The organism is Candidatus Poribacteria bacterium (assembly GCA_021295715.1).
Taxonomy (GTDB): Bacteria; Poribacteria; WGA-4E; order WGA-4E; family WGA-3G; genus WGA-3G.
This window is the reverse complement of sequence record JAGWBV010000003.1, coordinates 79,742-103,762: the sequence shown is the minus strand read 5'-3', so window position 1 is coordinate 103,762 and position 24,021 is coordinate 79,742. Positions and strand designations below refer to the sequence as shown.

At 49.4% G+C, this 24,021-nt stretch carries 21 protein-coding genes; 12 read left to right on the top strand and 9 right to left on the bottom strand.

Annotated elements, in window-relative coordinates; genetic code table 11:
* Positions 1–33: 33 nt before the first annotated feature.
* The 3 genes from J4G07_01435 to J4G07_01425 all read right to left on the bottom strand — a co-directional run bounded on the left by J4G07_01435 (position 34) and on the right by J4G07_01425 (position 3,267).
* Positions 34–1,458, bottom strand: coding sequence for a sulfatase-like hydrolase/transferase (locus J4G07_01435; GenBank protein ID MCE2412644.1), 1,425 nt, complete (start codon positions 1,456–1,458; stop codon positions 34–36).
* Between the two features lie 173 nt (positions 1,459–1,631).
* The gene (locus tag J4G07_01430) at positions 1,632–2,015 is read right to left on the bottom strand and encodes a hypothetical protein (protein MCE2412643.1); all 384 of its coding nucleotides are present in this window, start codon (positions 2,013–2,015) and stop codon (positions 1,632–1,634) included.
* Positions 2,016–2,127: 112 nt separating this feature from the next.
* Entirely contained in the window at positions 2,128–3,267 is a 1,140-nt protein-coding gene (locus J4G07_01425; protein ID MCE2412642.1) for a DegT/DnrJ/EryC1/StrS family aminotransferase, read from the bottom strand.
* Between the two features lie 285 nt (positions 3,268–3,552).
* Between J4G07_01425 and J4G07_01420 the strand changes: the two genes are divergently transcribed.
* Positions 3,553–4,905 carry a sulfatase-like hydrolase/transferase gene (locus J4G07_01420; protein MCE2412641.1) on the top strand — a complete coding sequence of 451 codons (1,353 nt, stop codon included), beginning with the start codon at positions 3,553–3,555 and terminating at the stop codon, positions 4,903–4,905.
* A 6-nt stretch (positions 4,906–4,911) separates the two neighbouring features.
* Here J4G07_01420 and J4G07_01415 read toward each other — a convergent pair whose 3' ends face one another.
* Entirely contained in the window at positions 4,912–5,973 is a 1,062-nt protein-coding gene (locus J4G07_01415; protein MCE2412640.1) for a cupin domain-containing protein, read from the bottom strand.
* A gap of 22 nt (positions 5,974–5,995) precedes the next feature.
* On the bottom strand, positions 5,996–6,532 hold the full coding sequence (locus J4G07_01410; protein ID MCE2412639.1) for a hypothetical protein: 537 nt from the start codon (positions 6,530–6,532) through the stop codon (positions 5,996–5,998).
* Between the two features lie 151 nt (positions 6,533–6,683).
* Here J4G07_01410 and J4G07_01405 point away from each other — a divergent pair, with 151 nt between their 5' ends.
* The 7 genes from J4G07_01405 to J4G07_01375 all read left to right on the top strand — a co-directional run bounded on the left by J4G07_01405 (position 6,684) and on the right by J4G07_01375 (position 14,693).
* On the top strand, positions 6,684–7,721 hold the full coding sequence (locus J4G07_01405; GenBank protein MCE2412638.1) for a Gfo/Idh/MocA family oxidoreductase: 1,038 nt from the start codon (positions 6,684–6,686) through the stop codon (positions 7,719–7,721).
* A 59-nt stretch (positions 7,722–7,780) separates the two neighbouring features.
* Positions 7,781–8,932 (top strand): cysteine desulfurase, encoded by a 1,152-nt coding sequence (locus tag J4G07_01400; protein MCE2412637.1) that lies wholly within the window; start codon positions 7,781–7,783, stop codon positions 8,930–8,932.
* A gap of 183 nt (positions 8,933–9,115) precedes the next feature.
* On the top strand, positions 9,116–9,703 hold the full coding sequence (locus J4G07_01395; protein ID MCE2412636.1) for a Uma2 family endonuclease: 588 nt from the start codon (positions 9,116–9,118) through the stop codon (positions 9,701–9,703).
* A gap of 35 nt (positions 9,704–9,738) precedes the next feature.
* Positions 9,739–11,787 (top strand): AMP-binding protein, encoded by a 2,049-nt coding sequence (locus J4G07_01390; GenBank protein MCE2412635.1) that lies wholly within the window; start codon positions 9,739–9,741, stop codon positions 11,785–11,787.
* Positions 11,788–11,913: 126 nt separating this feature from the next.
* Positions 11,914–13,131 carry a DUF362 domain-containing protein gene (locus J4G07_01385; GenBank protein MCE2412634.1) on the top strand — a complete coding sequence of 406 codons (1,218 nt, stop codon included), beginning with the start codon at positions 11,914–11,916 and terminating at the stop codon, positions 13,129–13,131.
* 79 nt (positions 13,132–13,210) lie between these two features.
* Entirely contained in the window at positions 13,211–13,963 is a 753-nt protein-coding gene (locus tag J4G07_01380) for a phytanoyl-CoA dioxygenase family protein (GenBank protein ID MCE2412633.1), read from the top strand.
* 301 nt (positions 13,964–14,264) lie between these two features.
* Complete coding sequence (locus J4G07_01375; GenBank protein ID MCE2412632.1) at positions 14,265–14,693, top strand: hypothetical protein; 429 nt, start codon at positions 14,265–14,267, stop codon at positions 14,691–14,693.
* A 129-nt stretch (positions 14,694–14,822) separates the two neighbouring features.
* Here J4G07_01375 and J4G07_01370 read toward each other — a convergent pair whose 3' ends face one another.
* Genes J4G07_01370 through J4G07_01360 form a run of 3 tightly spaced genes read right to left on the bottom strand, consistent with a single transcriptional unit; the run spans position 14,823 to position 17,360 of the window.
* The gene (locus tag J4G07_01370; protein ID MCE2412631.1) at positions 14,823–15,605 is read right to left on the bottom strand and encodes a LamG domain-containing protein; all 783 of its coding nucleotides are present in this window, start codon (positions 15,603–15,605) and stop codon (positions 14,823–14,825) included.
* A gap of 27 nt (positions 15,606–15,632) precedes the next feature.
* Positions 15,633–16,496 carry a phytanoyl-CoA dioxygenase family protein gene (locus J4G07_01365; protein ID MCE2412630.1) on the bottom strand — a complete coding sequence of 288 codons (864 nt, stop codon included), beginning with the start codon at positions 16,494–16,496 and terminating at the stop codon, positions 15,633–15,635.
* Between the two features lie 12 nt (positions 16,497–16,508).
* Positions 16,509–17,360, bottom strand: coding sequence for a phytanoyl-CoA dioxygenase family protein (locus J4G07_01360; protein ID MCE2412629.1), 852 nt, complete (start codon positions 17,358–17,360; stop codon positions 16,509–16,511).
* A 230-nt stretch (positions 17,361–17,590) separates the two neighbouring features.
* Between J4G07_01360 and J4G07_01355 the strand changes: the two genes are divergently transcribed.
* From J4G07_01355 to J4G07_01340, 4 genes are all read left to right on the top strand, one after another.
* Positions 17,591–18,769 carry a hypothetical protein gene (locus tag J4G07_01355; protein MCE2412628.1) on the top strand — a complete coding sequence of 393 codons (1,179 nt, stop codon included), beginning with the start codon at positions 17,591–17,593 and terminating at the stop codon, positions 18,767–18,769.
* A 537-nt stretch (positions 18,770–19,306) separates the two neighbouring features.
* On the top strand, positions 19,307–20,398 hold the full coding sequence (locus tag J4G07_01350) for a transposase (GenBank protein MCE2412627.1): 1,092 nt from the start codon (positions 19,307–19,309) through the stop codon (positions 20,396–20,398).
* A 259-nt stretch (positions 20,399–20,657) separates the two neighbouring features.
* Complete coding sequence (locus J4G07_01345; protein MCE2412626.1) at positions 20,658–22,100, top strand: circularly permuted type 2 ATP-grasp protein; 1,443 nt, start codon at positions 20,658–20,660, stop codon at positions 22,098–22,100.
* A 9-nt stretch (positions 22,101–22,109) separates the two neighbouring features.
* Complete coding sequence (locus J4G07_01340; GenBank protein ID MCE2412625.1) at positions 22,110–23,099, top strand: alpha-E domain-containing protein; 990 nt, start codon at positions 22,110–22,112, stop codon at positions 23,097–23,099.
* A gap of 70 nt (positions 23,100–23,169) precedes the next feature.
* Here J4G07_01340 and J4G07_01335 read toward each other — a convergent pair whose 3' ends face one another.
* The gene (locus J4G07_01335; protein ID MCE2412624.1) at positions 23,170–23,991 is read right to left on the bottom strand and encodes a transposase; all 822 of its coding nucleotides are present in this window, start codon (positions 23,989–23,991) and stop codon (positions 23,170–23,172) included.
* Positions 23,992–24,021: the final 30 nt, after the last annotated feature.

Genomic DNA, 24,021 nt, shown 5'->3' with positions numbered 1-24,021 from the left:
GAGATGGTGCAACCAACTCGTGTGAGCGTATCGCTATAAGCACCACGCATACGGACCGGGACCCGTCCGACAAACCATCTCAGCGATCTGCTGGTGCATCTGTGTGATGCGGTTTTGGTGTTCAGGGCGATTGGCAACATTTCGCATTTCGTCCGGATCTGTCTTCAGGTTATACAGTTCATCAATATCAAAGCGGTTCCGAATATATTTCCAGTCTCCATCGATAACCATCACATGCGCCGCGAGTTCTTCTGGTTCGTTAGCATCGTGATAGATCGCATCGAGGCTGGCGATTTCAGCGAAGATCGGCTGATGTTCGGGTTCTTGCCCTTTCAAAATTGATTCCGCGACCGATCGTCCATCAATCTGTGTTTCGGGTGTCTGTCCCGCGAAACTCAGCAAAGTCGGCATCAGATCCACGCCCGCCAGAGGGGTCGTGACGCGGAAACCGGACGGCAAATGGTCGGTCCATGAGAGCAGACACGGCACCCGCACCGAAGCCTCATACATCAAACACTTCTCGGTGTAACCGTGGTCGCCGAGCAACTCGCCGTGGTCACTCATGAAGGCGACAACCGTATTTGTTCCTTCAAGCGCATTCAGCAGGCGTCCGACTTGGGTGTCGATGTGTGTGATGAGGGCGTAGTAGTAGGTCATCATTCGGCGGAATTCATCGTCAGTGACCGTTGAAGGGATACGGAATTTTCCGCGCGTTTGAAATTCGGGCTTCCCATCAAGCGTGTCACGCAAAGAGGAAGGTAGTGGCATATCTTCTTCGCGATAGTATTCCAGTAGGTCGGGCGGCACCAAGACAAGCGGGTGTGGATCTTTGATACTCGCAAATAGGAAGAACGGGTTATCGTGCTGCTGTTGGACAAATTCGATGGAACGGTCAATTGTCCAAGTGGTGCGTTGCTGGCGAGGGTCATTGATCGTGCCGAATTCCAAGATATTTCCGTACTGCGTCATCCCGGGTGCCCCTGAGCGATAGAGGTTTTCAATCCCTTCCGTTTCAAAATAGTCAAAGAGTGGATCTGGATGGTCTCCCTGATAACGATAGGTACACCAGAAATCAGAAAATCCGTGTTGTGGACGATGGTCGTCCCCCAAATGCCACGGTCCGACGATACCACACCGATAGCCAGCACGTTTGAGCATATCCCCGATAGTGATGCGGTCGTGAGGCAGGTAGCCGCCGAACTCGCCCATCCTTTTGGGTCCATAATTCCGTAGTTGTAAATGGGCATGGGGATAGAGTCCAGTCAACCAACTTGCGCGTGCTGGTGAGCAGACCGGAGATGCACAGTAAGCGTTTTCAAAGCAGACACCGCTCGCCGCTAACCGATCCAGATGGGGCGTTTGAACGACCGAGTTGCCAGCGAAACCGGCAGCGTCCCACCGCATCTGATCACACATAATGAGTACGATATTGGGTCGAGAGGTCATTGTGCTACCCATATTTTAATGTTCCCTTGCGGAGTGATGAAGGGCGTTTGAACGGTTGCGTGCGTTCCCTCTATCTGCAGAAACGCCCAAGCAAAAACCCGAAGCAAAAACACACAAGCGGATATACGGAGAGACACTTCATCTATCAAACTGAACTAACCGAACCGCAAGGAAAAATTAAAATATTACGGTGCGAAACTCGATCGTAGTTTGATGCCCCAGCACCCCGATTCGTAGGTTAAGACATAGAGCGATTCGTAGGAAGCAATGACCGTGCCATCGGCGCGATAGCGTGTGAATTGCGTGTCAACGTGGACTTTGGATTCTGAGGCATGGACAATATTGCGTCTGTCCCAACCGCTATGATGCCAACCCCTTGCGGTTAGGTTCTTTCTGATTCTCTCTACATCCTGTTCACCCGGTTCGTTGAGGATTCGCATGTTGCCAGAAGCGAGACGGTAGTGTGGAAAGTGAAACGTTTTCTCCCATGCAACTATATCAAGACGATTAAAGGCAGCCATCCACGTGTCCAGAACCTTCAGGATTTCGGCTTCGATTGTTTCTTTCATTGTTTCACCTCACATAGATATTACCAAACGTCCGCTATTCTATCACAAATCTCCTATGCATACAAGCCGGTGATTTTTGACGAAAATTAGGGGTATCAACACAGCGACCCGTTCATCGCTGGCTCTCTTTGACAGCGCGTTCAAAGGTGTAGAATAGATCTTGGATATCCTGACGTAATAGGGTTGGGTTCACAGTCAGCATGATATGTCCGGCATGATCGCCATCTGGAGGTGATACAGATACTGAATGCGCCTCAAGCGTCTTGACGAAACGTGTACTATCAACATCCGATTCTAACTTCAGTGGAAATATATTAGAACCGTGCTCAAAACGTTCAATACTGACGCTCTCCAGCGCGTTGATTTTATCAAAAAGTGCTCTTGCCCGTATCATAGCACGATTGAAACGTTCTTCAAACCCTTCTATACCCTGAAGTGCCAACGCTGCCGCAAAGTTTGCTGATGCCAACCCGCCCCCAAACATACGACGGTCGTGATATAACCCGTCCATGAACTCAGTTGTGCCTGCCAATATCGCCCCGAACGGTGCCCCAAAATATTTATACAACGACACATACACCGTATCAAACAACGCCGCATAATCAGCGGGCGGAATACCGGTCGCACCTGACATCATGTAGAGCCGTGCGCCATCAAGATGACTCCCAATCTGTTTGTCCTGACAGTAGTCCGTTACCGCCTTCATTTCATCAAACGGCATAATTTTACCCGATTGGCGGCGCACAGGGCTTTCGATCATCACTGCCCCAACCGGATTGATGACTCTTCCACTCTCTGCCTGCTCTACTGCGGTTTTCAGTCTTTCGAGCGTAAAATAGGGGCACCTCTTTGCTAAAGGTATGAGGTTTATGTTACTCAGCCGCGTTACACAATCGCCACTGTCATTGTAGAGATGGCTTTGCTCTTGGACGATCGCACGCGGTTTGGTGCCGCAGAGTTTCCGGATGGCAAGATGATTGGCGAGTGTGCCAGTTGGCATAAAGACCGCCGTCTCCTTGCCCAACATTTCAGCGCATTTTTTCTCAAGCTGCTCGACAGTGCCACCGAGAGAATAGGTATCCTCTCTAAGCGTAAATTTTTGGTCGAACTCTGCAAGTCGCTGTAGCATCATTGATGGTGTTTTCGGCTCTCCATCCCCTCGAAAGATAACGGTGTTGCTCGGCGGAACATCCGGAATGAGAGTCGTATCTGATCGAAGCAAATGGGGAACATGGCGGTTCGTTGTTTGCATCAAATTGGCCTCCTTAAGGAGTTTCCTGTGCATATCATATCACTTTTTGGCAAGATTGACGACTGATTTCTTGGGTTTGGAAACAGGGGTTGCTAATACTTCTGAAAATAAAAAATTGTCGCTTCCTTTCTCCAAATCGGATATACTTCTATAGAATCTTAATTCAGTGTTAATAGCAAGAAATACGGCAAAGTTATGAGCCTGCAACAACGGCACAGGCGATTCAAGAGGAAAGCACGTTAAACATGAAACCCGATCAACGACTCCGCAAGGAAAGTTAAAAAAATGAATATTGTCTTTCTATTTTCAGATGAACACGCGGGGGCTGTGATGGGGAATAGTGGGCATCCCGTTGTCCGAACTCCACACCTTGATAGTCTCGCTGGACAGAGTTACACCTTCGACAACGCCTATTGCAATTATCCAATCTGTACGCCTTCACGCTTATCAATGCTCACCGGACGTTATCCGCATCAAATTGGAGCATGGGATTTGGGAGTAATTGCGGATCAGCAGTACCAAACGTGGGGGGATTACTTGGCGGAAGCGGGTTATGAGACTGTGCTGTGCGGACGGACGCATTTCAACGGAACTGACCGACTCCTCGGCTTTTCCCATCGCTTGCTGGACGACTTGCCGCGATGGTGTAGCAGAAATGGAAGGCCGCCACGACGCACACCAGACGCACGTCGAGGTTCCAACTCACACGTCACCGAATGCGGACCGGGAGATCACGAACACACGGAATATGACAGAAACGTCACAGACTTAGCAGTGGATTTCCTTCGCGAAAAAGTCGCGTCCCCGGAGGACAAACCATTCCTGCTCTATTGCGGATTCATGCACCCGCACTTTCCACTGATTGCGCCACCCGAATTCTTTTCACTGTATGATCCAGACACACTCGAATTACCTGAGACATGGAACGAACCGCTTGAATCTCAGCATCCCATAATCCAACACCACCGTTGGGCATGGCGGAACGACATCCCACCGCCTGAAGCCGTTGTCCGTTGTGCCTTAGCCTCCTATTACGCGCTTGTCTCGTCCCTCGATGTACAGGTCGGGCGGATACTTGAGGCGATTGATACGTCTCCGTTACGCGAAGATACGCTTGTCATCTATACCAGCGATCACGGCGAAATGGCAGGACACCACGGCATCTGGCAGAAGCAGTGCTTCTATGAACCGGCGGTAAGAGTGCCGTTGATGCTTCGCCTACCTTCCGGTGAGAGCGATCGCGTGGCAGAAAATGTCTCTTTGGTAGATGTCCTACCGACCTTACTCGAAGTGGCTGGTTTGGAAGCACCTTCTGATTTACCCGGAGACAGTTTGCTGGAGATAGCGCGACACCCAGCGAACGAAACGAGGCGTGCTGTCCTTTCGGAGTACCATCACATGGGTATGCTTAACGCTGGGTTTATGCTCAAGCGCGGGGATTACAAATTGTGTCATTACGTCGGAAGCGAACCGCAATTATTCAATGTAGGTATTGATCCATTGGAGAATGATGACTTAGCGTCGGACCCTGAATATGCGGCGATACGTAATGAAATGGAAACTACCCTATGTGGGGTTGTCAATCCAGAACAAGAGGATGCTCGGGCAAAAGAGAATCAGAGATTGCGTGGAGCGTAGGTTGTGTTAAACCTCGCCATCCCAATAACTCAGACTTGGGTCTCTACGATAAATCTTTCCGACTGCATACGGGAGGACCTTATTAGAATCGGGATATTCACTCACATCGTGCGGTGTAGTCGTGCCCAGAATGAACAACGTGACCGGTGCATCACTGCTATTTACAAACTTATGTGCACCGATGGTGCCCGGCGGAAACGCAAGGAAGTCGCCTTCACTGACTTCTACATCGCCTCGCGGGGTTTTAAGCGTACAAGCACCCTCCATGACGTAGCACATCTCCTCTCCGAAATTGTGGAAATGCATCGGGAAACTCATCTTACCGGGTTGTAGTCGAATCACGCGATACCCTAAATTCTTGCCACCGATGAGCGGGTCGATGTCCTTGTCCTCGAAGTCGTATGGGTGTGGCGCATTTTTATGCTGCCACGCGATTTCATCGACATGAATGCGGTTGATGTAGATATCGCGACGCGCTTGCAGACAGTCAATGAGGTATTGGCGCGCATCTTTAAAGATGGAGTGACCGTCACCGACAAGGATTGTATTAAATCGGAGTCCCAAAATTTTGCGCAGTTCAAGTGCCGCTTTCGGTGGATCGCTCAGCTTACTATCGGCGAGCAGCGTCAGCGCGCCCATCGGTTCACCTACCACAAGATCCCCGAACAGGACGGTCTGTTTCTCGGGAAAATAGAGGGCAATCTCACCAGGCGTTTTTCCGTGCCTGAGATGGATGGCGTGTAATCCCGGAACAATCGTCTCATGGTCCTGAAGCGTTCGAGCGGCTGTGATGTTCAGCGCGTCGGCATCGGCTGCGTGAACAATCACGTCTGACCCCGTCCATTTCTGAAAGGCAGCGGCTTCACGTTCATGATCGGCGTTCGTCAAAATGATCGATTTCGCGCCACCAAGGGCTTTCAGGTGTTCTTGGTCGTCGTCAGACATTGGAACCGGATCTATCAGGATGTTTCCGTCTGGACGCACCCACAAATGTCCATTAAAGTCTATCTGACGGTCTCGGCTAAAGACCCCCCAACTGTATATATCTTCAAAAATCAAGCGTTTCATTGTTGTCTGCCCCTTATGCTATTCACTCTGGGGATTCCCCCTTTGAGACGAGTCCATAAACCTCAAGTTCATGTATAAAGGCTCTACCTAACCTTATTTGCGGGACGATTGCACCGCGCCTGGGATCATACCGACTGGCTTGTTTTTCATCATCGGTGGTGCCGCTGATGTAGATGCGGATTGCTTCCGTCACGACACCGCTGACGCGCATTTTAATGATTGGGCTTTCGTTGTTCTGGATCTGCATAAAAGCACGCCAACGCCCTTCACCTTCCAATTTCTCGTATATCATAGCATTTATAATATTAGTTCCATGGATGGTAATCCGGTGAAGCGCCTTTTGTTTTGGTAAGTTTAGGTGAATCCACCGTCCGTCAGCATAGCCCTTTGTCTTCACATCACCATCTATCATTTCTTGGGACGTGCAGGTAACGCCTTCTGTAACAGCGTAGTTGTAAAGTTCCTGTGGTTCGATCAGCATTTGCAGTGCCTTGGATTGGCATCCTGAAAAGAGGACTACTGCAGAGAACGTTATGAAAATAGACAGGTAACGTTGCATCTTTTCCTCCCGCGCTATGTTTCTACTTTTCAGAATATTATACCGCATTTCCGTTTTTCTTTGAATTGAAATTTTGTGAAAAGCGTTGCTTTAAAACGACATTCGCCCTATAATGCATTATCTGGATTTATACGCAAAAGGAGACACTACAATGTATAAAAGTGCGATTTTAGGATGTCGAGGACGTGCGCGCGGGCACGCACGCGCCTATGAACACGTCAAGGGTGGTAAACTTGCCGCTATTTGCGACATGCAGGAAGAGCTACTCAACGATTTCGGAGATGAGTTTGGCATTGAAGCTCGTTATACCGATCTCGACGAGATGCTTTCAAAGGAGAAACCGGATCTCCTGCACATCGTTACTGCGCCCGTGTTGCGCGGGAGTAACAAACGCATCCGCTACCCGCTAATGAATCAAGCCTCTGAACACGGCGTGCCTGCAGCAATCGTTGAAAAACCAATTGCTGTGGAGAGCGAAGACTGGCGGCAGATTTCCGGGCTTGCCGAACGCACCAAAACAAAGTTCGTTGTCAATACACAACTCAACTTCCATCCACAGAACCTTGCCCTCAAGCGTGATGTCGCAGAAGGCAAAATCGGTGCGATTAAGTTTATTGAGGCAAGCGCACGCAACCCACCCGTCGACCAAGCACCACACGTCTTACAACTCGTGTCGTCCTATATCGATAACTCGCGACCCGTGAAGGTCCAAGGACAGATCTCTGGTGCGGAACAACTCGATTCCGCGCAACCTTCGCCTGCCAACGCCACGGCACTCGTGACCTACGCGAACGGTGTGCAAGTCTCAGTCGCATTCGGACCAGAGATGGCACCACGCGTACTGCCCGATACAGGAAATAATCGGCATAAGCGCGTCTGCGTCTTTGGTGAAAAAGGATTCGTCCACTGGCGGTTTGAGAGTTGGGAGCGGAATCTACCGGGCAGTGGATATGAAGGCGGCGATCTCAACTACGGCGCACAGGATGTTATTGCTCAAGGTGGACTCACAGACGCAGTCTTTGCGTGGCTCGATGATGAAACTCAGGAGCATCCAACACACTTGAAGCAATCCCTCGCGGAGTTCAACCTGTTGCTGGGAATTTACTATAGCGGTTTGACAAACACTGTCGTTGAATTGCCGTTTGATCCACCTGATGGTATGATTGACATGTTCCGCGAACGCCTTTAAAAGTAGTAGACGCGTGCCGTGTGCCGTCCACTTTTCCTCCGCACAAAAGGAACACCTTCATGAAGAACATTATCTACATGGACAACCATGCCACAACGCCAATTGCCCCCGAAGTTTTGGAGGCGATGCTGCCTTACCTCACGACGAACTTCGGCAACGCGTCCAGCACACACCCATTTGGTATTACGGCGAAGGATGCTGTGGAAAAAGCGCGCCAGCAGGTCGCTGGACTGCTCGGTTCTTCAGAAGAGGAGATCGTCTTTACCAGCGGTGCGACCGAATCGGACAATCTCGCTGTTAGGGGAATCGCCTACGCCTGCAGAGAGAGGGGAAACCACATCATCACAAGTACGGCGGAGCATCACGCAATCCTCGATACATGTCACGTTTTGGCGACAGAGGGATTTGAAACTACATATCTTCCGGTAGACAAATACGGGAGGGTGAGCCCTGACGACGTGGAAGCTGCCATTACACCGAAGACGATTTTGATGAGTTTCATGTACGCGAACAACGAAGTGGGCACGATAAATCCGATTGCCGCTGTTGCCGCTGTTGCCGCTAAGCATGGCGTGCCGTTCCATTCGGATGCGGTGCAAGGCATCGGACAGTTGCCATCGGATATGGAGAGACTCGGTGTAGGTCTCGCATCCCTAACGGCACACAAGATTTACGGACCGAAGGGGATCGGAGCACTTTACATTCGTCGAAACGGCTCTCGACCGCGTTCGCTTTTCCACGGCGGTGGACAGGAAGATGGGGTTCGTCCGGGCACTTTAAACGTCGCCGGTATTGTTGGATTAGGGGCGGCGTGCGAACTTGCTAAAAACTATATGGAGACCGGAAAAAACTGCGTGGCGATTTTGCGGGATTCACTCCATCAGAAGTTGAATACCCGTTTGGAGGATATTCATCTCAATGGACATCCTGAGCAGCGACTACCGGGTAATCTGAACCTCTGTTTTGCGGGTGTACAGAGCCATGCCCTATTGATGGGGCTTAAAAGCGTCGCGGTGTCAACTGGGTCGGCATGTGATTCTGAATCGGTGAAGGCATCACACGTCTTAGTTGCAATGGGAGTCCCCAATGAATTGGCATTGACTGCTGTCCGTTTCGGCTTGGGACGTTACAACACCGCGGAAGAAATTGATGTTGTCGCCGATGAGGTTGTAAAGGCCGTCAATCGGTTGCGGGCCTTAGCACCGGAATAGCATGGACACGCCATTCCCTCAATACGAGCTATTTCCCAGTTGCGAGGCTCTCACTTTTCGCTGGCGAGGTTTCTTAACCTCGCCTTTTTTCATGTTCGCAGAATGGTTGCAATTTTCTTAATAATATGCTATACTCTAAAGTATTGAACCCTATCCTAAAGCAACATGGTATAGGAGGCTTGTATGTCATCTGTTGCAGCTCAAACCTACTTAACGCCTGAAGAATACATCGCTGCCGAACGGAAGGCAACGCTCAAAAGCGAATATCTCAGCGGCGAGATCATCGCGATGTCCGGAGCTAGCCTTGCGCATAACCTTATCACAGTGAACACCGTAACTCAACTCTATAATCAACTCACAGAAGGCGGATGTAGGATTTTTACCGGGGATATGCGCGTCGGCATTGGTGCAGAAGTCTCCTACTTCTATCCAGATGTAACGGTTGTCTGTGATGAACCCAGTTTTGAGGATGATGCTTTCGATACACTCATCAATCCGCAGGTCATTATTGAAGTGCTTTCTGCTTCAACAGCAGGCTATGATCGAGGTGAGAAATTCATACGCTACCGGCAATTAGAATCACTCCAAGAATACCTCCTTATTGCACAGGATCAGGTCCAAGTTGAACACTATCTCCGTCAAGATAAACAATGGGTACTCAGCGAATTTAGCGCACTTGAGAACGTGTTGCCACTCGTTTCAATCGGGGCAGAACTCTCCTTACGTCAGATTTACAGATTCGTTGAATTTGAAACTGATGCCGCCGTTTAAACGACCCGCAGCGTCTAAAAGAGGGAACCCGTCTCATGCTGACTGTTGAACAACTCATCGCTTGCGGATTGGACAAAGCAGAAGCATCAGAAATCACAGAGGTCATCAATCGGATATTGGAGACGCAATCTCCGACTGCCTGTTGGTACGAAATTTCACGCCACATTCTCACGCCATACCATCCATTTGCCCTCCATCAACTGCTTTATGAGACGGTATATGCCGACTTTGATCGCACAACCTGTGGACCACCACCTGCATGGTTTCCTACGAACGAAGACATCACCAAAGCAAATATTACCCGTCTAATGATGGCTTTAGGCTTGAAAACATACTATGAACTTCATGCTTGGACAGTCCAAAATCGGGACACGTTTTGGCAGATGATGATTGAGGCATTGGGCATTAAGACGGTATCCACGAACGCCGAGCCAAAACAAGACGCAACAGGCATCACGACAAATCTACGTGAACTCAACATCGTCGAAAGCTGCTTCAACGCGCCTCCTGATGCTATCGCTATTGTTACGCAACGCGAAAACGACGGAAATCTGGGAACGCTTACCTATCGTGAGTTGGAATCCTTCACCAATCGTGTCGCGAATGGACTTGTCGAAATTGGTTTGAAACAAGGTGACGCGGTAGCAGTTGACATGCCGATGAATGCTGAATCTGTCGCTATCTATCTGGGGATCGTCAAAGCGGGGGGCGTTGTTGTTGGCATCGCCGATAGTTTTGCACCAGATGAGATAGCCACCCGTCTCCGTATCGGCAATGCCAAAGCGATCTTCACACAAGACTATATCAATAGGGCAGGTAAACGCCTCCCGTTGTATGAGAAAGTGATCGCCGCAAACGCACCAAAAGCAATCATTTGCTCATGTGAAGGTGGGGGCGGGGTTACACAGACCTTACGCAAAGGCGATATGGTATGGAGCGATTTTCTGAGTGACACGGAAACCTTTACCGCCGTCCCGTGCCATCCTGATTCCCATACCAATATCCTCTTCTCCTCCGGAACCACTGGTGAACCGAAGGCGATTCCATGGACGCATACCACTCCTATCAAATGTGCTACGGATGCTTATCTACACCACGACATTCATCCCAACGACGTGTTGGCATGGTATACAAACCTCGGTTGGATGATGGGACCGTGGCTCATCTACGCCAGCCTCATCAACAAAGCCACTATTGCTCTATATGATGGTGGGGCTCCGACAGAGCGCGACTTCGGTGTTTTTATCCAGAAAGCGAAAGTCAGCATGCTCGGTGTCGTACCTACCCTCGTCCGAGCGTGGAAAAATACGGAATGCATGCACGGGTTGGACTGGCACGCAATCCGAGCTTTCAGTTCAACGGGTGAATGCTCTAATCCAGAGGAGATGTTTTACCTCATGTCCTTGGCGGGTTATAAACCGGTGATAGAGTATTGCGGCGGCACCGAGATCGGAGGCGGGTATGTCACTGGCACGCGGGTTCAACCTGCTGCGCCTTCGACCTTCACAACGCCAGCACTTGGTTTAGATTTCCGACTTTATGATGATCATGGAAACCTCTCTGACAACGGTGAAGTTTTCATCGTCCCACCTTCCCTTGGTCTCTCCACGAGCCTACTCAATGCTGACCACGGTGAAGTCTACTTTGCAGGGACACCGAGTCCGAATCTGCGCCGCCACGGCGATGCGATCGAAAGGTTCGGCAGCAAATTTGAAGATGAACCTTGGCTTACGGGGATGAAATATCGGGTTCACGGACGCGTCGACGATACGATGAACTTGAGCGGTATCAAGGTGAGCTCCGCGGAGATTGAAGAGGTACTTAACGTTATTGATGGGATACAGGAAACAGCGGCGGTTGCTGTCTCACCAGAAGATGGTGGTCCGAGCCAACTGGTCATCTATACTGTACCAGCAGCATCGGAATCCGTTTTAACAAAACAGGAGGTACATGATGCGTTGCAAGCCTCGCTCTCCCAACATCTCAACCCGCTGTTCAGAATTCACGATGTCGTCATCGTGGATGCCTTGCCACGAACCGCTTCTAATAAGGTGATGCGCCGCCTTTTGCGCGCGCAATTATAGCGAAAAATTGAACTCTACATTTTTTCGACGCAAACTACGGTTGCATGCTAAATCCTATCGGACTTGACAATTTTTGAATAGCATGCTACTATTTTGAAAATTCACGCCCGTAAATGGAGTCACCTCATGCAAGAGAAACAGTTCAAAGTTAGAGCGGCACATTGTGATTATCGCGCAACAGAGGAGGAGATTTATCAAACACTCCGCCGTATCACTGACCCACTCGCCGAGGCATGGAAACCGATTGAGACTGCTAAGAAAGTGGTCATGAAACTCAATATGATGAAACCGGCTGAGCGTATTATCTACTTTGAGGGTCGTCGCCGAGAATTGGTAGACGATGCGGTTTGTCGTGCCGTATTGCGATTAATCAAGGAACACACCACGGCGCAGTTGGTCGCTACCGACACAAACCCGTATACCCACGGGCATCGGATGCCCCCCGGTTTCAACTATGAATACCTTCTGAAAGAATTCGACGTGCAGTTCGTCGATTCCAACCTGCCACCCTTCAAAGCCTACGATGTCCCCGGCGGTGGTTCAATGTTTGATCGCTATACGTTGAGTTCTTGTTTTGACGATACGGATGCAGTCGTCTCTGTCGCGAAGATGAAAAACCACGCCTTCATGGGCATCACTTTGTGCACCAAAAACCTGTTCGGGTTGCCACCGATGCTTCTTCCAGAAGGCAGGACACGTAGTTATTACCATCATCTCATCCGACTCTCCTATGTACTCCCGGATCTGGCACTCATTACGAAGCCGTGCCTCAATATTATTGATGCGTTGACGGGACAATGGGGACGCGAATGGGGCGGTGAAGGCAGAATCTGTAACGCACTCATCGCAGGGGATCATCCAATCTCCACCGACACTGTGGGTATGCACCTGATGGGACACGATCCACAGTCGGATTGGCCCACCCCCCCCTTCAAGCGCGATCGGAACCATATCCTCATCGCCGCACAGCGCGGATACGGCACCGTCAACTTGGATGAGATCGATTGGGAGAGCGAAGTCAAGGCACCGTTGGCAGAATTTGATTCTATCGAAACGGATACGCCGGAAACAGTTGCGAATTGGCGGCGAACGACTTGTGAACAGGGATTGGCTTACCTCGAAAACCAGAAGGACCTCATTGACCGGTATCGTAACAACTTCATCTATATGCAAGGCGGCGAAGTCGTCTGGAGTGGACCGGATCCGTCGAATCTTGGCAGCCGTCGACAATTGAGTGGTGACAAGAAGGACAGCGCACTCTGGCTCAAACTTGTTGATGCTGAAGAGCATGAAGGCGAACATTTTAACGTCTATGAGGAGTGTCTGAATCCCTTCGCGGCGTAAGTAAATCCGGTTTCCCTATATCCGGTAGAAGCGGTTTTCTGGAGGAAACACCCACTCACCTATTGAAGGAGAATGCAAAATGGGTATCACCGAGGCGGAAAAAAAGCAATTGGACGAACTGGGGTGCATCGTCATTCCTGATGTGCTTTCCGACGAAGAAATTAGGGTTTACAGAGCCGATATACTTCGATTAGCGGAGGAAGAAAAGCAAAACGGGTTGGCACGCCAACATACTGATGGGCATGGTCAGCACGTCCGTTGGTTAGTCAACAAGGGACAGATGTACGAGCAGCTCGTCGCTCGTCCGAAGGTGATGCCCTACTTTGAACATCTGCTCGGTCCTGATTATACACTCAGCACACTCACTTCTAACATTATCGATCCCGGCGCGCCGGATGGTGGCTACCACGTTGATAGCGTACTTGGCTCAATGCCGGAGCCGCTGCCGAGTTTCCCATTGGTTGCCAACAGTCTCTGGTTGCTCGACGATTTCACGCCAGAGAACGGTGGAACTCGTCATGTACCGGGTATCCATCTCCAGCGGATCAAGCCGCCTCCGGGTACCACCCACCATCCCGATGAGGTTCGGCTTTCCGCCCCGAAAGGTTCCGTGTTCCTTTTCAACGGTGCGATCTGGCATTCCGCGGGTGCCAACACAACCGATCGGCAGCGTATCGCGTTAATCTGTTTCTGTTGTCGTTCCTTCGTCAAACCGATGTTCGATTTCGTGCATCATCTCAAACGAGAGGTCGTCGAACGCGCCACCCCGACCATGCGTCGTATCTACGGGTTCGATTCCCAACCCCAACCTCCAGATCAATCCACGCGGTAATCACCTTTTACCGACGAGGTTTCCTGCGGAAATACCCAAGCAAAACACTTCGCTTTCATAAGGTTGGGCTTTTCGCTAACGACGGAAAGAAAACCCACACGCGGTTTTTTCTTTTCTTCGCTAACAAAACTGTACCGTTAATCATATATTTCACGTTATAATTCAAAATGCCTGTCTCATTCTCTGACTCTGTATGATTAATATAATTGGCATGGAAAAAAGAATTCGTTTAATAAAAGTTCGTTATTCGGGTGCCGAGTAATCGCTTTCCGGAAAGGAAAACAGGAGGAGATTCCGTATTATGACGATGATAACCGTTCACTGGCAAAAATGTATCAAAAACTCCCTCTGGTGTCAATTCAATGAAAAGATATTAAACGATGGCCGTCTTGAGGCCCGTCTTGGCGACTATAGTGTCGGTATCAGCGGGATCTATATCATCTGGACGGGAATTGACAACAATCGCACGGTGCTTAAAGTCGGAAGCGGAATTATCAAAGATAAATTGGCAGCGGATCTCAAAGACCCTGAAATTCGAGCCTATAAACCTACACGATTGTATGTTACGTGGGCATCTACCTTATCTGTAATAGGACCAGAACAGATACAAAAAGGGATAGAGAAGTTCCTTGGCGTCGTATTCAAACCGAAATTGAAGGAAAATCTTCCTGATGTTGATCTTGTAATGGTCAATCTGCCTCGTTGGAATAAAGGGGTACCGCCGCTGTGAAGAGCGAAAATGGGAATCAGTGCCGTATCACTGTGCGGATGTCAGCAATGTAAAATCCAACCTCAATATAGGAGATTGCTGCAAAGTTCCTAACTCACCAGCGGAGAAAAAAGGACGAAAATTTTCGGATTAGTCCCGTTCAATTTTTGACTGCTTGAGTGCTCCCCATGTTACCGTAAGTTTCCCCGATGCCTCGACTGCTAGGGCATCTCGCATGTTCATCGTGATGTCCTGAATCTCGTCTTCGGTAAGTGCCTGATTGAACATTGCGACCTCATCCAGCACGCCTGACCAGAAATCGCCTCTCGGATTCCCCCAACGCCCAATTCGGACAGGTTCCGTATTATGATCGGGCGGAATCTCAGTCTTGGTTTCGCCCTCCATCACACCGTCAAAATACGCCCGAAGGAACGTGCCATCAAAGGTCGCAGCGACGTGATGCCATTTACCATCGGCAGCGACTGTTTTGCTAAAGGTTGTCTTCCATGCGCCAGCAGTGGTGTAGTTCACACCGAGCAACTTCGTATTACCCGCAACGAAGATCCCATAATTTCTGGGGTTCCCCGCAACGGGTTCCTTTCCTATCACGGTTTGCCAGAGTCCGGTTGGTTCCGTTTTGATCCACGCCGATATTGTGTATTCCGTGAGATCGAAATCGGCGTGATGTGGGATTTCCACGATATTTCCATCACCGTTGAATTCGAGAGCCGTTCCTATTTTGCCTTGAACCCATTTCGCACCCTGAATATCGCCCTCATGGCCGTTTCCAGATGCATCTTCCGCTGTCCCCCCTTGGTTCTCGTCGAAAAGCCATACGCCAACGAGCGCATCTTCCAACACATCCGCTACGCATATACCAGTGCCACACAACAGAACCATCAATATCATCACAGGTGATTTCCAATCAATCATTATTACATCTTCCTTTGGTGTTGAATGTCAAGCGGATTCGGAAATGGGCAGCACATCGCGCTCGACTTCGTGAACTTTATCGGGGAAGGTCTTACCGCGAATCCACATGACGGGTTGTCTTCGCCTGCCATTGAGTGCCGCAGGATGTGCCCATTCTGCTTGCGCACTGAGGTAGTGGATGACGTAACTCCGGCGAAACCGCAGGCTGTGGTTATCCGTGCTCTTATGCAGGAGATGGCTGTGGAACCAAATGACCGCACCGGGTGGCACCTCTACTGCGACACCGTCTTCATCGCGAACACCGCGTGCGAGTTTGAACTCCCGTTGTTGTGAGCCTTCGAGGTCGTCATGCTCAAAAATATCGCGTTTGTGGCTACCGGGAATCACATAGAGGCAACCGTTGTCTCTATCTGCGGCATCGATAGCCGTCCATGTCCCGACAGTTGTCTCTGTATTAAACCGATTGCGGAAGTAGAATTTGTCTTGGTGCCACGGGAAACCAAGACCGATTTTCGGTGCCTTCCAGATAAATAGATTATTGATGCCGAGGATGTCCCGACCGAGGATGTCAACGAGTGGATCCGTGAGACGCGCGTCGCGCACACGTGTGAGAAATTCCGGGCAATAACAACTCGGATGATGAATCTTGTGCATCGCATAGATGCCTTGCTGCTCTATTTTCCCATCTCTGACGAGTGCGTTCTGATCAATGTTCGTGGTTGGATATGGACGTTTTCCGTCCACGATGTCTTCAGCAACTTGACGCAGAGCGTCGTTCTCTGCCGGAGTGAATACGTTCAAACGGACGAGGTAACCGTTCTCGTTCCAATATGCTAACTCATCTGGACTTAAGCCAAAACGTCGGCCTTGTAGTGTTGCATCTGTGTTCATCAATAATGCTTCCTAAGATTCGGGGATGGGTAGAACATCATGTTCAACTTCTTGGACTTTACCGGGATGGGTTTTGCCGCGAATCCACATGACGGCGGACCCTCCGGTCGGTTTAGGCTTTACCCATTCCGCTTGCGCACTGAGGTAATGGGCGACAAAACTCCGGCGGAACCGCAGACTGTGATTGTCCATGCTCTTATGCAGAAGATGACTGTGGAACCAGATGACTGCACCGGGCGGGACTTCCACCGCTACACCGTCTTCGTCTCGAACACCTTGTGCCATTTTGAATTCCTGCTGTTGTGAGCCTTCAAGAGCGTCGTGTTGAAAAATATCGCGTTTATGGCTACCCGGAATCACATAGAGGCAACCGTTCTCTCGGTCTGCAGGGTCGATAGCTGTCCACGTCCCGACAGTTGTCTCCGTATTAAACCGAGTGCGGAAGTAGAACTTATCTTGATGCCACGGGAAACCGAGACCAATCTTTGGGGCTTTCCAGATAAACAGCGTATTGATACCGAGGATATCCGGACCTAGCAGGTCAACGAGTGGATCCGTGAGACGCGGATCCCGAACGCGTGCAAGGAATTCTGGGTCGTAGCAGCTCGGAAAATGGATTTTGTGCATCGCATAGATGCCTTGCTGCTCTGCTTTCCCGTCTCTGACGAGGGCATTCTGATCGATGTGGACGGTTGGAAATGGGCGTTTCCTGTCTACAATGTCTTCGGCGGTTTGGCGGAATGCATCGTTCTCTTCCGCGGTGAATACGTTCAAACGGACGAGGTAACCGTTCTCATTCCAATGTGAGAGTTCATCTGGACTTAGTTTAAAACGTCGATCCTGTAGCGGTGATTCTGCATTCATAATCATCTCCTATTTCTTGGTTTGCAGCGGTGGGCGCAATCTTTTGAACCGCTAGAAAAATAATAACATATTTGATGGAAAAGTCAAACCGATTTTTCTTGACAGATACTGCCGAAAGGTGTATCTTCATGTGAAATTATCAGGCACTACCCACTAATGTTTTGGGAAATATGTGAAGTGTGCTAAAATAGCGTTCTGGCTCAAAGTTACTGTCTAATAGGAGGGAAAAAATGAGCACGAATGAATCACCAGTGAAAGAGACCTACCGCGCGACAGCGTTTGCGGATTTCGAACCTGAACTTTCAGCTCCCGGTGCTACGCCTGAAAGATTAGCGTACCTGAAGGAGCACGGTTTTGTCATCATCAACGACTTTGTTGATAACCCATGGATTCCCATTCTTCGAGAGGCGGGTCGCCGTGTTACGGAGGCGTGTGCCCCCGAAAATAGTTACGACATCATCGACAGCTCAAAGGGGTACGTCCACCGTGCAGCGGAAGATGAACCGTGGGCGATTCGAGGGCTCATCCATCCCGCTTTTGAAGAGCCGAGTTTCTCCGAATTTCACGGCTCTTCGGATTTCCTGGATTTTGTTGCCTCTTGGTGTCATGGGCTTCAACCTGATGACTTGACGTTTAGTGGTATGCTGCTGTGGGCGAACCCTCGACGGAACGAAAACGGGCCCAGTTGGCACAGAGACGTGACGTGGTGGGGGGACGGCGCAGGTTACTTCTCACAGCGGGAAATTCGCGGGGACGCCCCTGAAGATTATTCCGAAGAGGTAGAGCGGATCCGCTGGAAAGAAATTCAAGAAAGCAACGAGAAACGAATTGCCGAACGGAACGGCGTGAGCATGTTTTTGGCACTCACGGACGACGAATGCCATGAGCTTATCCCGGGCAGCCATCATCGATGGCGCACCCCTTTTGAGCATGACGTGCTACTTCCACAGTCGATGAAGGATCAGGGTGTCCCCTATACGCCGAGTTGGAACAAATCTGACCCATTGCCCGATCAGGTTGCTATCCGACTCAAGCCGGGCGAGGCACTCATCCGCAATGGCAACAATATCCACACAGGGCATACCGTGCCTGAGCGCGAGCGCAACACTTTGTCGATCGGTTGGTCGAAATGGTCAGGTGAATCCACCGGTGAACCTTCGGTCGCAGACGCTCGAAGTGCTTGGCAACTCGATCCTGCTATCCGAGACGCTTTACCACATGAGTTTATGAAGACGGCATGGGACCGGTGGGCAGAAACCCAAAAACTCGGCGATACGCTTGAGGACCGATATGCCGGGTATGACATTCGGCAGATTAAGTCTGGAAAGATTGTTGGGTGGCGCACTGAATTAGAACGTCAAGCCGCAGCAGCGGGCGATGCCTGGGAAGCTTTCCAAACCGCTGTTTAAATACCACGGTTCAGGGCAAACTTAGGAGAGTGGTTTCTATTCGTGCTGCTCCAACTATCCAGTTTTTTGTGTAGTTGGAGCAGCCTTATTTTTTTCTGCTAAAGATTTTGCTTGACTTTACATCCTCAATATGGCGTTATGGAATTCAACCTATTTCGCGTTTGCACCATCAATCGATCGGTGCATCATAATTAGACAGGAGTCGACCACACTGCCTAAAAAATTAGCAAGCAACCAACGGCGGTCAAGTTGTGTTTTCATTCCGGACAACGTCCGAAACGGGTTGGCTTACGCATACGTTAAAATTGGCATTGGCATAAGTATTGCATCACGTCTGAGTATAGGGATATGTTGCAGTTAGCAATTTCCTATAAAAACCTATAAAAATCTAAAGTTATGCTGTTTTTTTTTGATAATATTTTGAGAAAGTGCTATAATATTTATATCACGTGGCGAGGGCTTGCTACCTGCCTGCAAGGGCAGTCCCCTCGCCGACCGACTGTAGCAAGCGGTAAAAGCATGATACGTGAGAACCCAATGCAGTTACGCGCACAGCAAATAGAGTTAAACCCCAATAACAAGCAATCCACGCTTATGTCTCAACATGCTGGCTATGCCCGTGTTGCGTTTAATTTCGCTTTATCGTCCTTTAAAGCAGGATTAGATAAAGACGAATGGCGTAGCCACGTGGACATCAAACGTGAGTTTAACGCTGTTAAGCGTGATAAGTTTGATTGGTGTGATGCCCTATCACAGTATGCCTCCAAGAATGCGATTCACAATTTCGGAGACGCGATAACCCGCTGGAAAAGTGGACAAAACAAGTTTCCCATCTATAAGAACCGAAGTGGTAAATGTTCTTACCAAGCCGACAATGGACTCGGAACGGTTGAAGTCTACAAAAAGCGTATTAAGTTGCCGAAAATCGGCTGGGTGCGCATGCGTGAGGAATTGCGGTATACCGGTGAAATCAGTAAAGTCGTTGTATCTAAACGCAATAATCGCTGGTTTGTGTCTATTACCGTCCGAAACCTTGAGAGCAACAATTATAATCATCAACCGTCTCTCTTTGACGATAAGCAGCCGATGGGCATTGACGTGGGTATCAACACACTGGCGACTTGTTCAAATGGCGATACCTATGAGAACCCACGCCCCCTGAAACGATATGAGCGGAAGTTAGCGCGTGCCAATCGTGCTTTATCGCGCAAGGTGAAAGGCTCACAGAATTGGCATAAGGCAAAGAAACGACTTGGTGGTGTTCATTATCGTATATCAAATATCCGTGAAGATGCACACCACCAAGCGACTACAAAGATTGTCCGTAAAGCAAGTGCTATTGGTATAGAAACACTGAACATCAGCGGACTCTTGAAAAATCGGTCATTAGCAAAGGCGTTATCCGACTCGGCATTGTCGAGATTTCTAACGATGCTCAAATACAAGGCAGAAAGGCGTGGGATACCGATAACCGAAGCCGATAGGTTCTTTGCCAGTTCTAAAACCTGTAGCCACTGCGGACACAAGCAAAAGCACCTTACGCTCTCAGACAGAGTATACAATTGCCTAAAATGCGGTTTTTCCTGTGACCGAGACCTCAACGCGGCTATCAACCTGTGTCCCGCTTGACCTTTAACTGTCGCCACGAGTTGCGAGGAGACGTAAAACGCCTGTGGAGTTTCAGTAAGACCTTGTTTGAGAGGCACGAAACGAAGAAGCAGGAAGTAGACACAAACTCAAAGACCTATAGGTTTTGATAGGTTCTTGAGGTTTTGGCAGGTTTTACACAACGGCTTAGGTGATCCGCAACCCGTAGTCCTTAGTATTTTTGCATCTCGCTGCGAAATCACTGAATTCTTGACAGTGCGAGGTAGGGAGGCTCATTGCAATGACAGGATTTGATGGATACAATACTGATGGATTTTATGATGAGATGTTCACGCCAGACGGAAATGCCCGTCCTGCTGTTCAGATGCTGGTAGAACGCATTGAAAGTTTTCCTGAAGGCGAGTTAAATCGCCGCCAAATTGCCGCTGAACACGCCTTGCTCCGAATGGGCATAACCTTCAACGTCTATGCCGACGAACAGGGTATCGAAAAAATATTTCCTTTCGATCTTATCCCGAGAATTATTAATGCCAGCGAATGGAACTGGATAGAACGCGGGCTCAAACAGCGCATCCACGCCCTGAATTTATTCATTGACGACGTTTACCACGATCAGAAGATTCTCAAGGATGGCGTTGTCCCAGCGGACGTTGTGCTTTCATCGGAACGATACCTACAGCAATGCATAGGTTTGAATCCACCGCGCGGCGTTTGGTGCCATATCACCGGAACGGATTTGGTTCGTGATGGCGACGGACAAATCTATGTATTAGAAGATAATCTTGGGTGTCCATCCGGGGTTTCTTACGTCGTGGAAAATCGGCAGTTAATGAAACGGACCTTTCCACAACTTTTTGGGATGTCCCAGATTCAACCTGTGGAGGAATACCCGAGTCAACTCCTGAATATGCTCCGGTATCTTGTGACTGACAAAGTGCTGTCTCCCGAAGTTGCCTTGCTTACACCCGGTATTTACAATTCTGCCTACTTTGAACATTCCTTCCTTGCACAACAGATGGGGGTTGAATTAGTTGAAGGACGCGATCTCGTCGTGGTGGACGGGTTCGTTCACATGCGGACGACAAAAGGTTTTGAGCGTGTTGATGTGATCTATCGCCGCATTAACGACGATTTCCTTGACCCAACCGTGCTTAATCCTGAATCAATGTTGGGTGTCCCAGGGTTAATGGATGTTTACAAAGCAGGGCGCGTTGCTTTGGTCAATGCCCCGGGGACTTGCGTCGCCGACGACAAAGTCGTCTGTTCGTTCGTGCCAAAGATTATCAAGTACTACCTCGACGAAGACATTATCGTCCCAAACGTCCCGACCTATATGTGCTGGGAAGACACAGATCGAAAATACGTTCTGGAGCATCTCGAAGAACTCGTTGTGAAGGAAGCAAACCAGTCTGGCGGCTACGGGATGTTGATCGGCCCGCATTCAACCAAAGCAGAACGCGAAGAATTTGCACGCCGCATCAAAGACAACCCGCGCAACTACATCGCCCAACCGACACTCTCGCTTTCACGGGTGCCGGTGCTGATTGACGACCATTTTGAAGGACGGCACGTCGATTTGCGCCCCTTTATCCTCTACGGCGAAGATATCTATGTGCTTCCGGGTGGGTTAACACGGGTCGCACTCAAAAAGGGATCCTTGGTCGTCAACTCCTCTCAAGGTGGTGGCAGCAAAGATACCTGGGTCTTATCGAATCCGACGTAGGAGGAGGTCATGCTAAGTCGCGTTGCAGAATCAATTTACTGGATGAGTCGCTACATAGAACGTGCTGAAAACGTTGCCCGTTTTGTGGATGTTAACTTGCAACTGATTCTTGATGCACCAGCCGATATGCAGACGCAGTGGGAACCGTTGGTTGCTACGACAGGTGATGATGAGGTATTCGCTGAGCGATACGGGGAATCATCACGCGAGGCGGTAATTCGGTTTTTGGCATTCGACGCTGAAAATCCGAATTCGATTGTCTCGTGTCTGCGAGCTGGACGTGAAAATGCCCGGTCGGTACGCGAAAACATCTCATCAGAGATGTGGGAACAGTTAAATGATGCCTACTTATTAGTGGCAAACACCTCCGAACAGTGGGCAATGGATGAACCGCATGAATTCTTTCGAGAAATCAAACTCGCCTCCCACCTCTTCATGGGACTGACAGATAACATCATGTCACATAGCGAAGCGTGGCATTTCAGCCAGTTGGGACGTCTTATCGAACGCGCTGATAAAACATCAAGAATCGTTGATGTCAAATACTTTATTTTACTGCCATCTATCTGGGATGTGAACACGCCATTTGACGATATTCAGTGGGGCGCGCTGCTCCATTCCGCCAGTGGCTTTGAAATGTATCGTCGGACGTATGGGCTTATCTCACCCGACGATGTTGTGGCGTTTCTACTCTTAGATCGCGATTTCCCGCGCTCTGTGCTTTACTGTCTCTCCAAGGCAGAGGAGTCCCTACACGCCATCTCTGGTACTCCCTCAGAGACATTCTCGAATCCGGCAGAGCAGCGTTTGGGACAGTTGCGTGCTGAATTTGCGTATACTCAAGTCAAACAGATTCTCTCGACGGGTTTGCACGAATTTCTTGATGCCTTCCAAACTAAGTTGAACTTAGTCGGTGATGATATCCATAAGACCTTTTTGGCTTTGCGCCCCGTCAATGGAGAATCCGCGAACAGCCTGTCAAAGGTACCCACTACCTGAAGGTAGGGGCTTGTGCTTCCTCGCGACTGCGGTTTTCTCTAAGAGTCCACCGTCTGACTGTCGCTCCACTTTAGGCAGCCAAGAACGCTGTGCAGAGTTCGTCAGCACGTTTCCACTGCCAATCTTCTCTTTGTCGGGCAACTTTTCTGTGGTGCCGTGCTAAAGCACGGTACGTACGATACCAATTGTTAGAACCTTTGACTTTACGACTCAATGCTTTGTTGAGAGATCGTAACGTCTTGAGAGATTGTTTGAAAAACTGCGGAGATTCTATCTTAGTGCCTTCGTCGCTTGTTAGGAATGTTTTGTTTCCGTAATCAAAACCTGCGCTCTTACCCGTCTTGGCTTTGGGTTCGGAATCGTTAACATTCTCGCACGAAAAGCATATCCAATAGTCGCCGCACCTATCGCGTTTGATTGTGATCGTTTTAATGACACCGTTAATTTCACGGTGTTTATGAAAAGAGAACCATGTGTCTATACAATTGATTTTGATACGATTATCTTCAAGTGTGTAGCCTGCTTGTGTAAACGTCATTGAGTTGTATTTCTGACGCGGTTTTATCTTCGGAAAACCAACTTTACGTGTTGTTTCACCCGCTTTACGAGCTTTTATGTTATCAAAAAAAGCGTCCCGAGATTTGCCGTAACGTAACACAACGTCTTGAATAACTTGACTTGGTAGGTCTGCCCAATGTGGTTTTGTTCGCTTTTTGAGTTTTGTGATATGCTTATTGATGCGATTGGCTGAAAGGTTCTTACCGAACATACGATAATACCGACGTGCCAATAGTAGGACATGAACGTGTATATCCCACATATCGTCAATCATATTGCCAAGTCTGATTGTGTTAGATTGATTTTGTAGTTTATGTTTGTAGGCTTTTCTCATGGTTTATCAGTTATCAGTTCGTTTAACCCC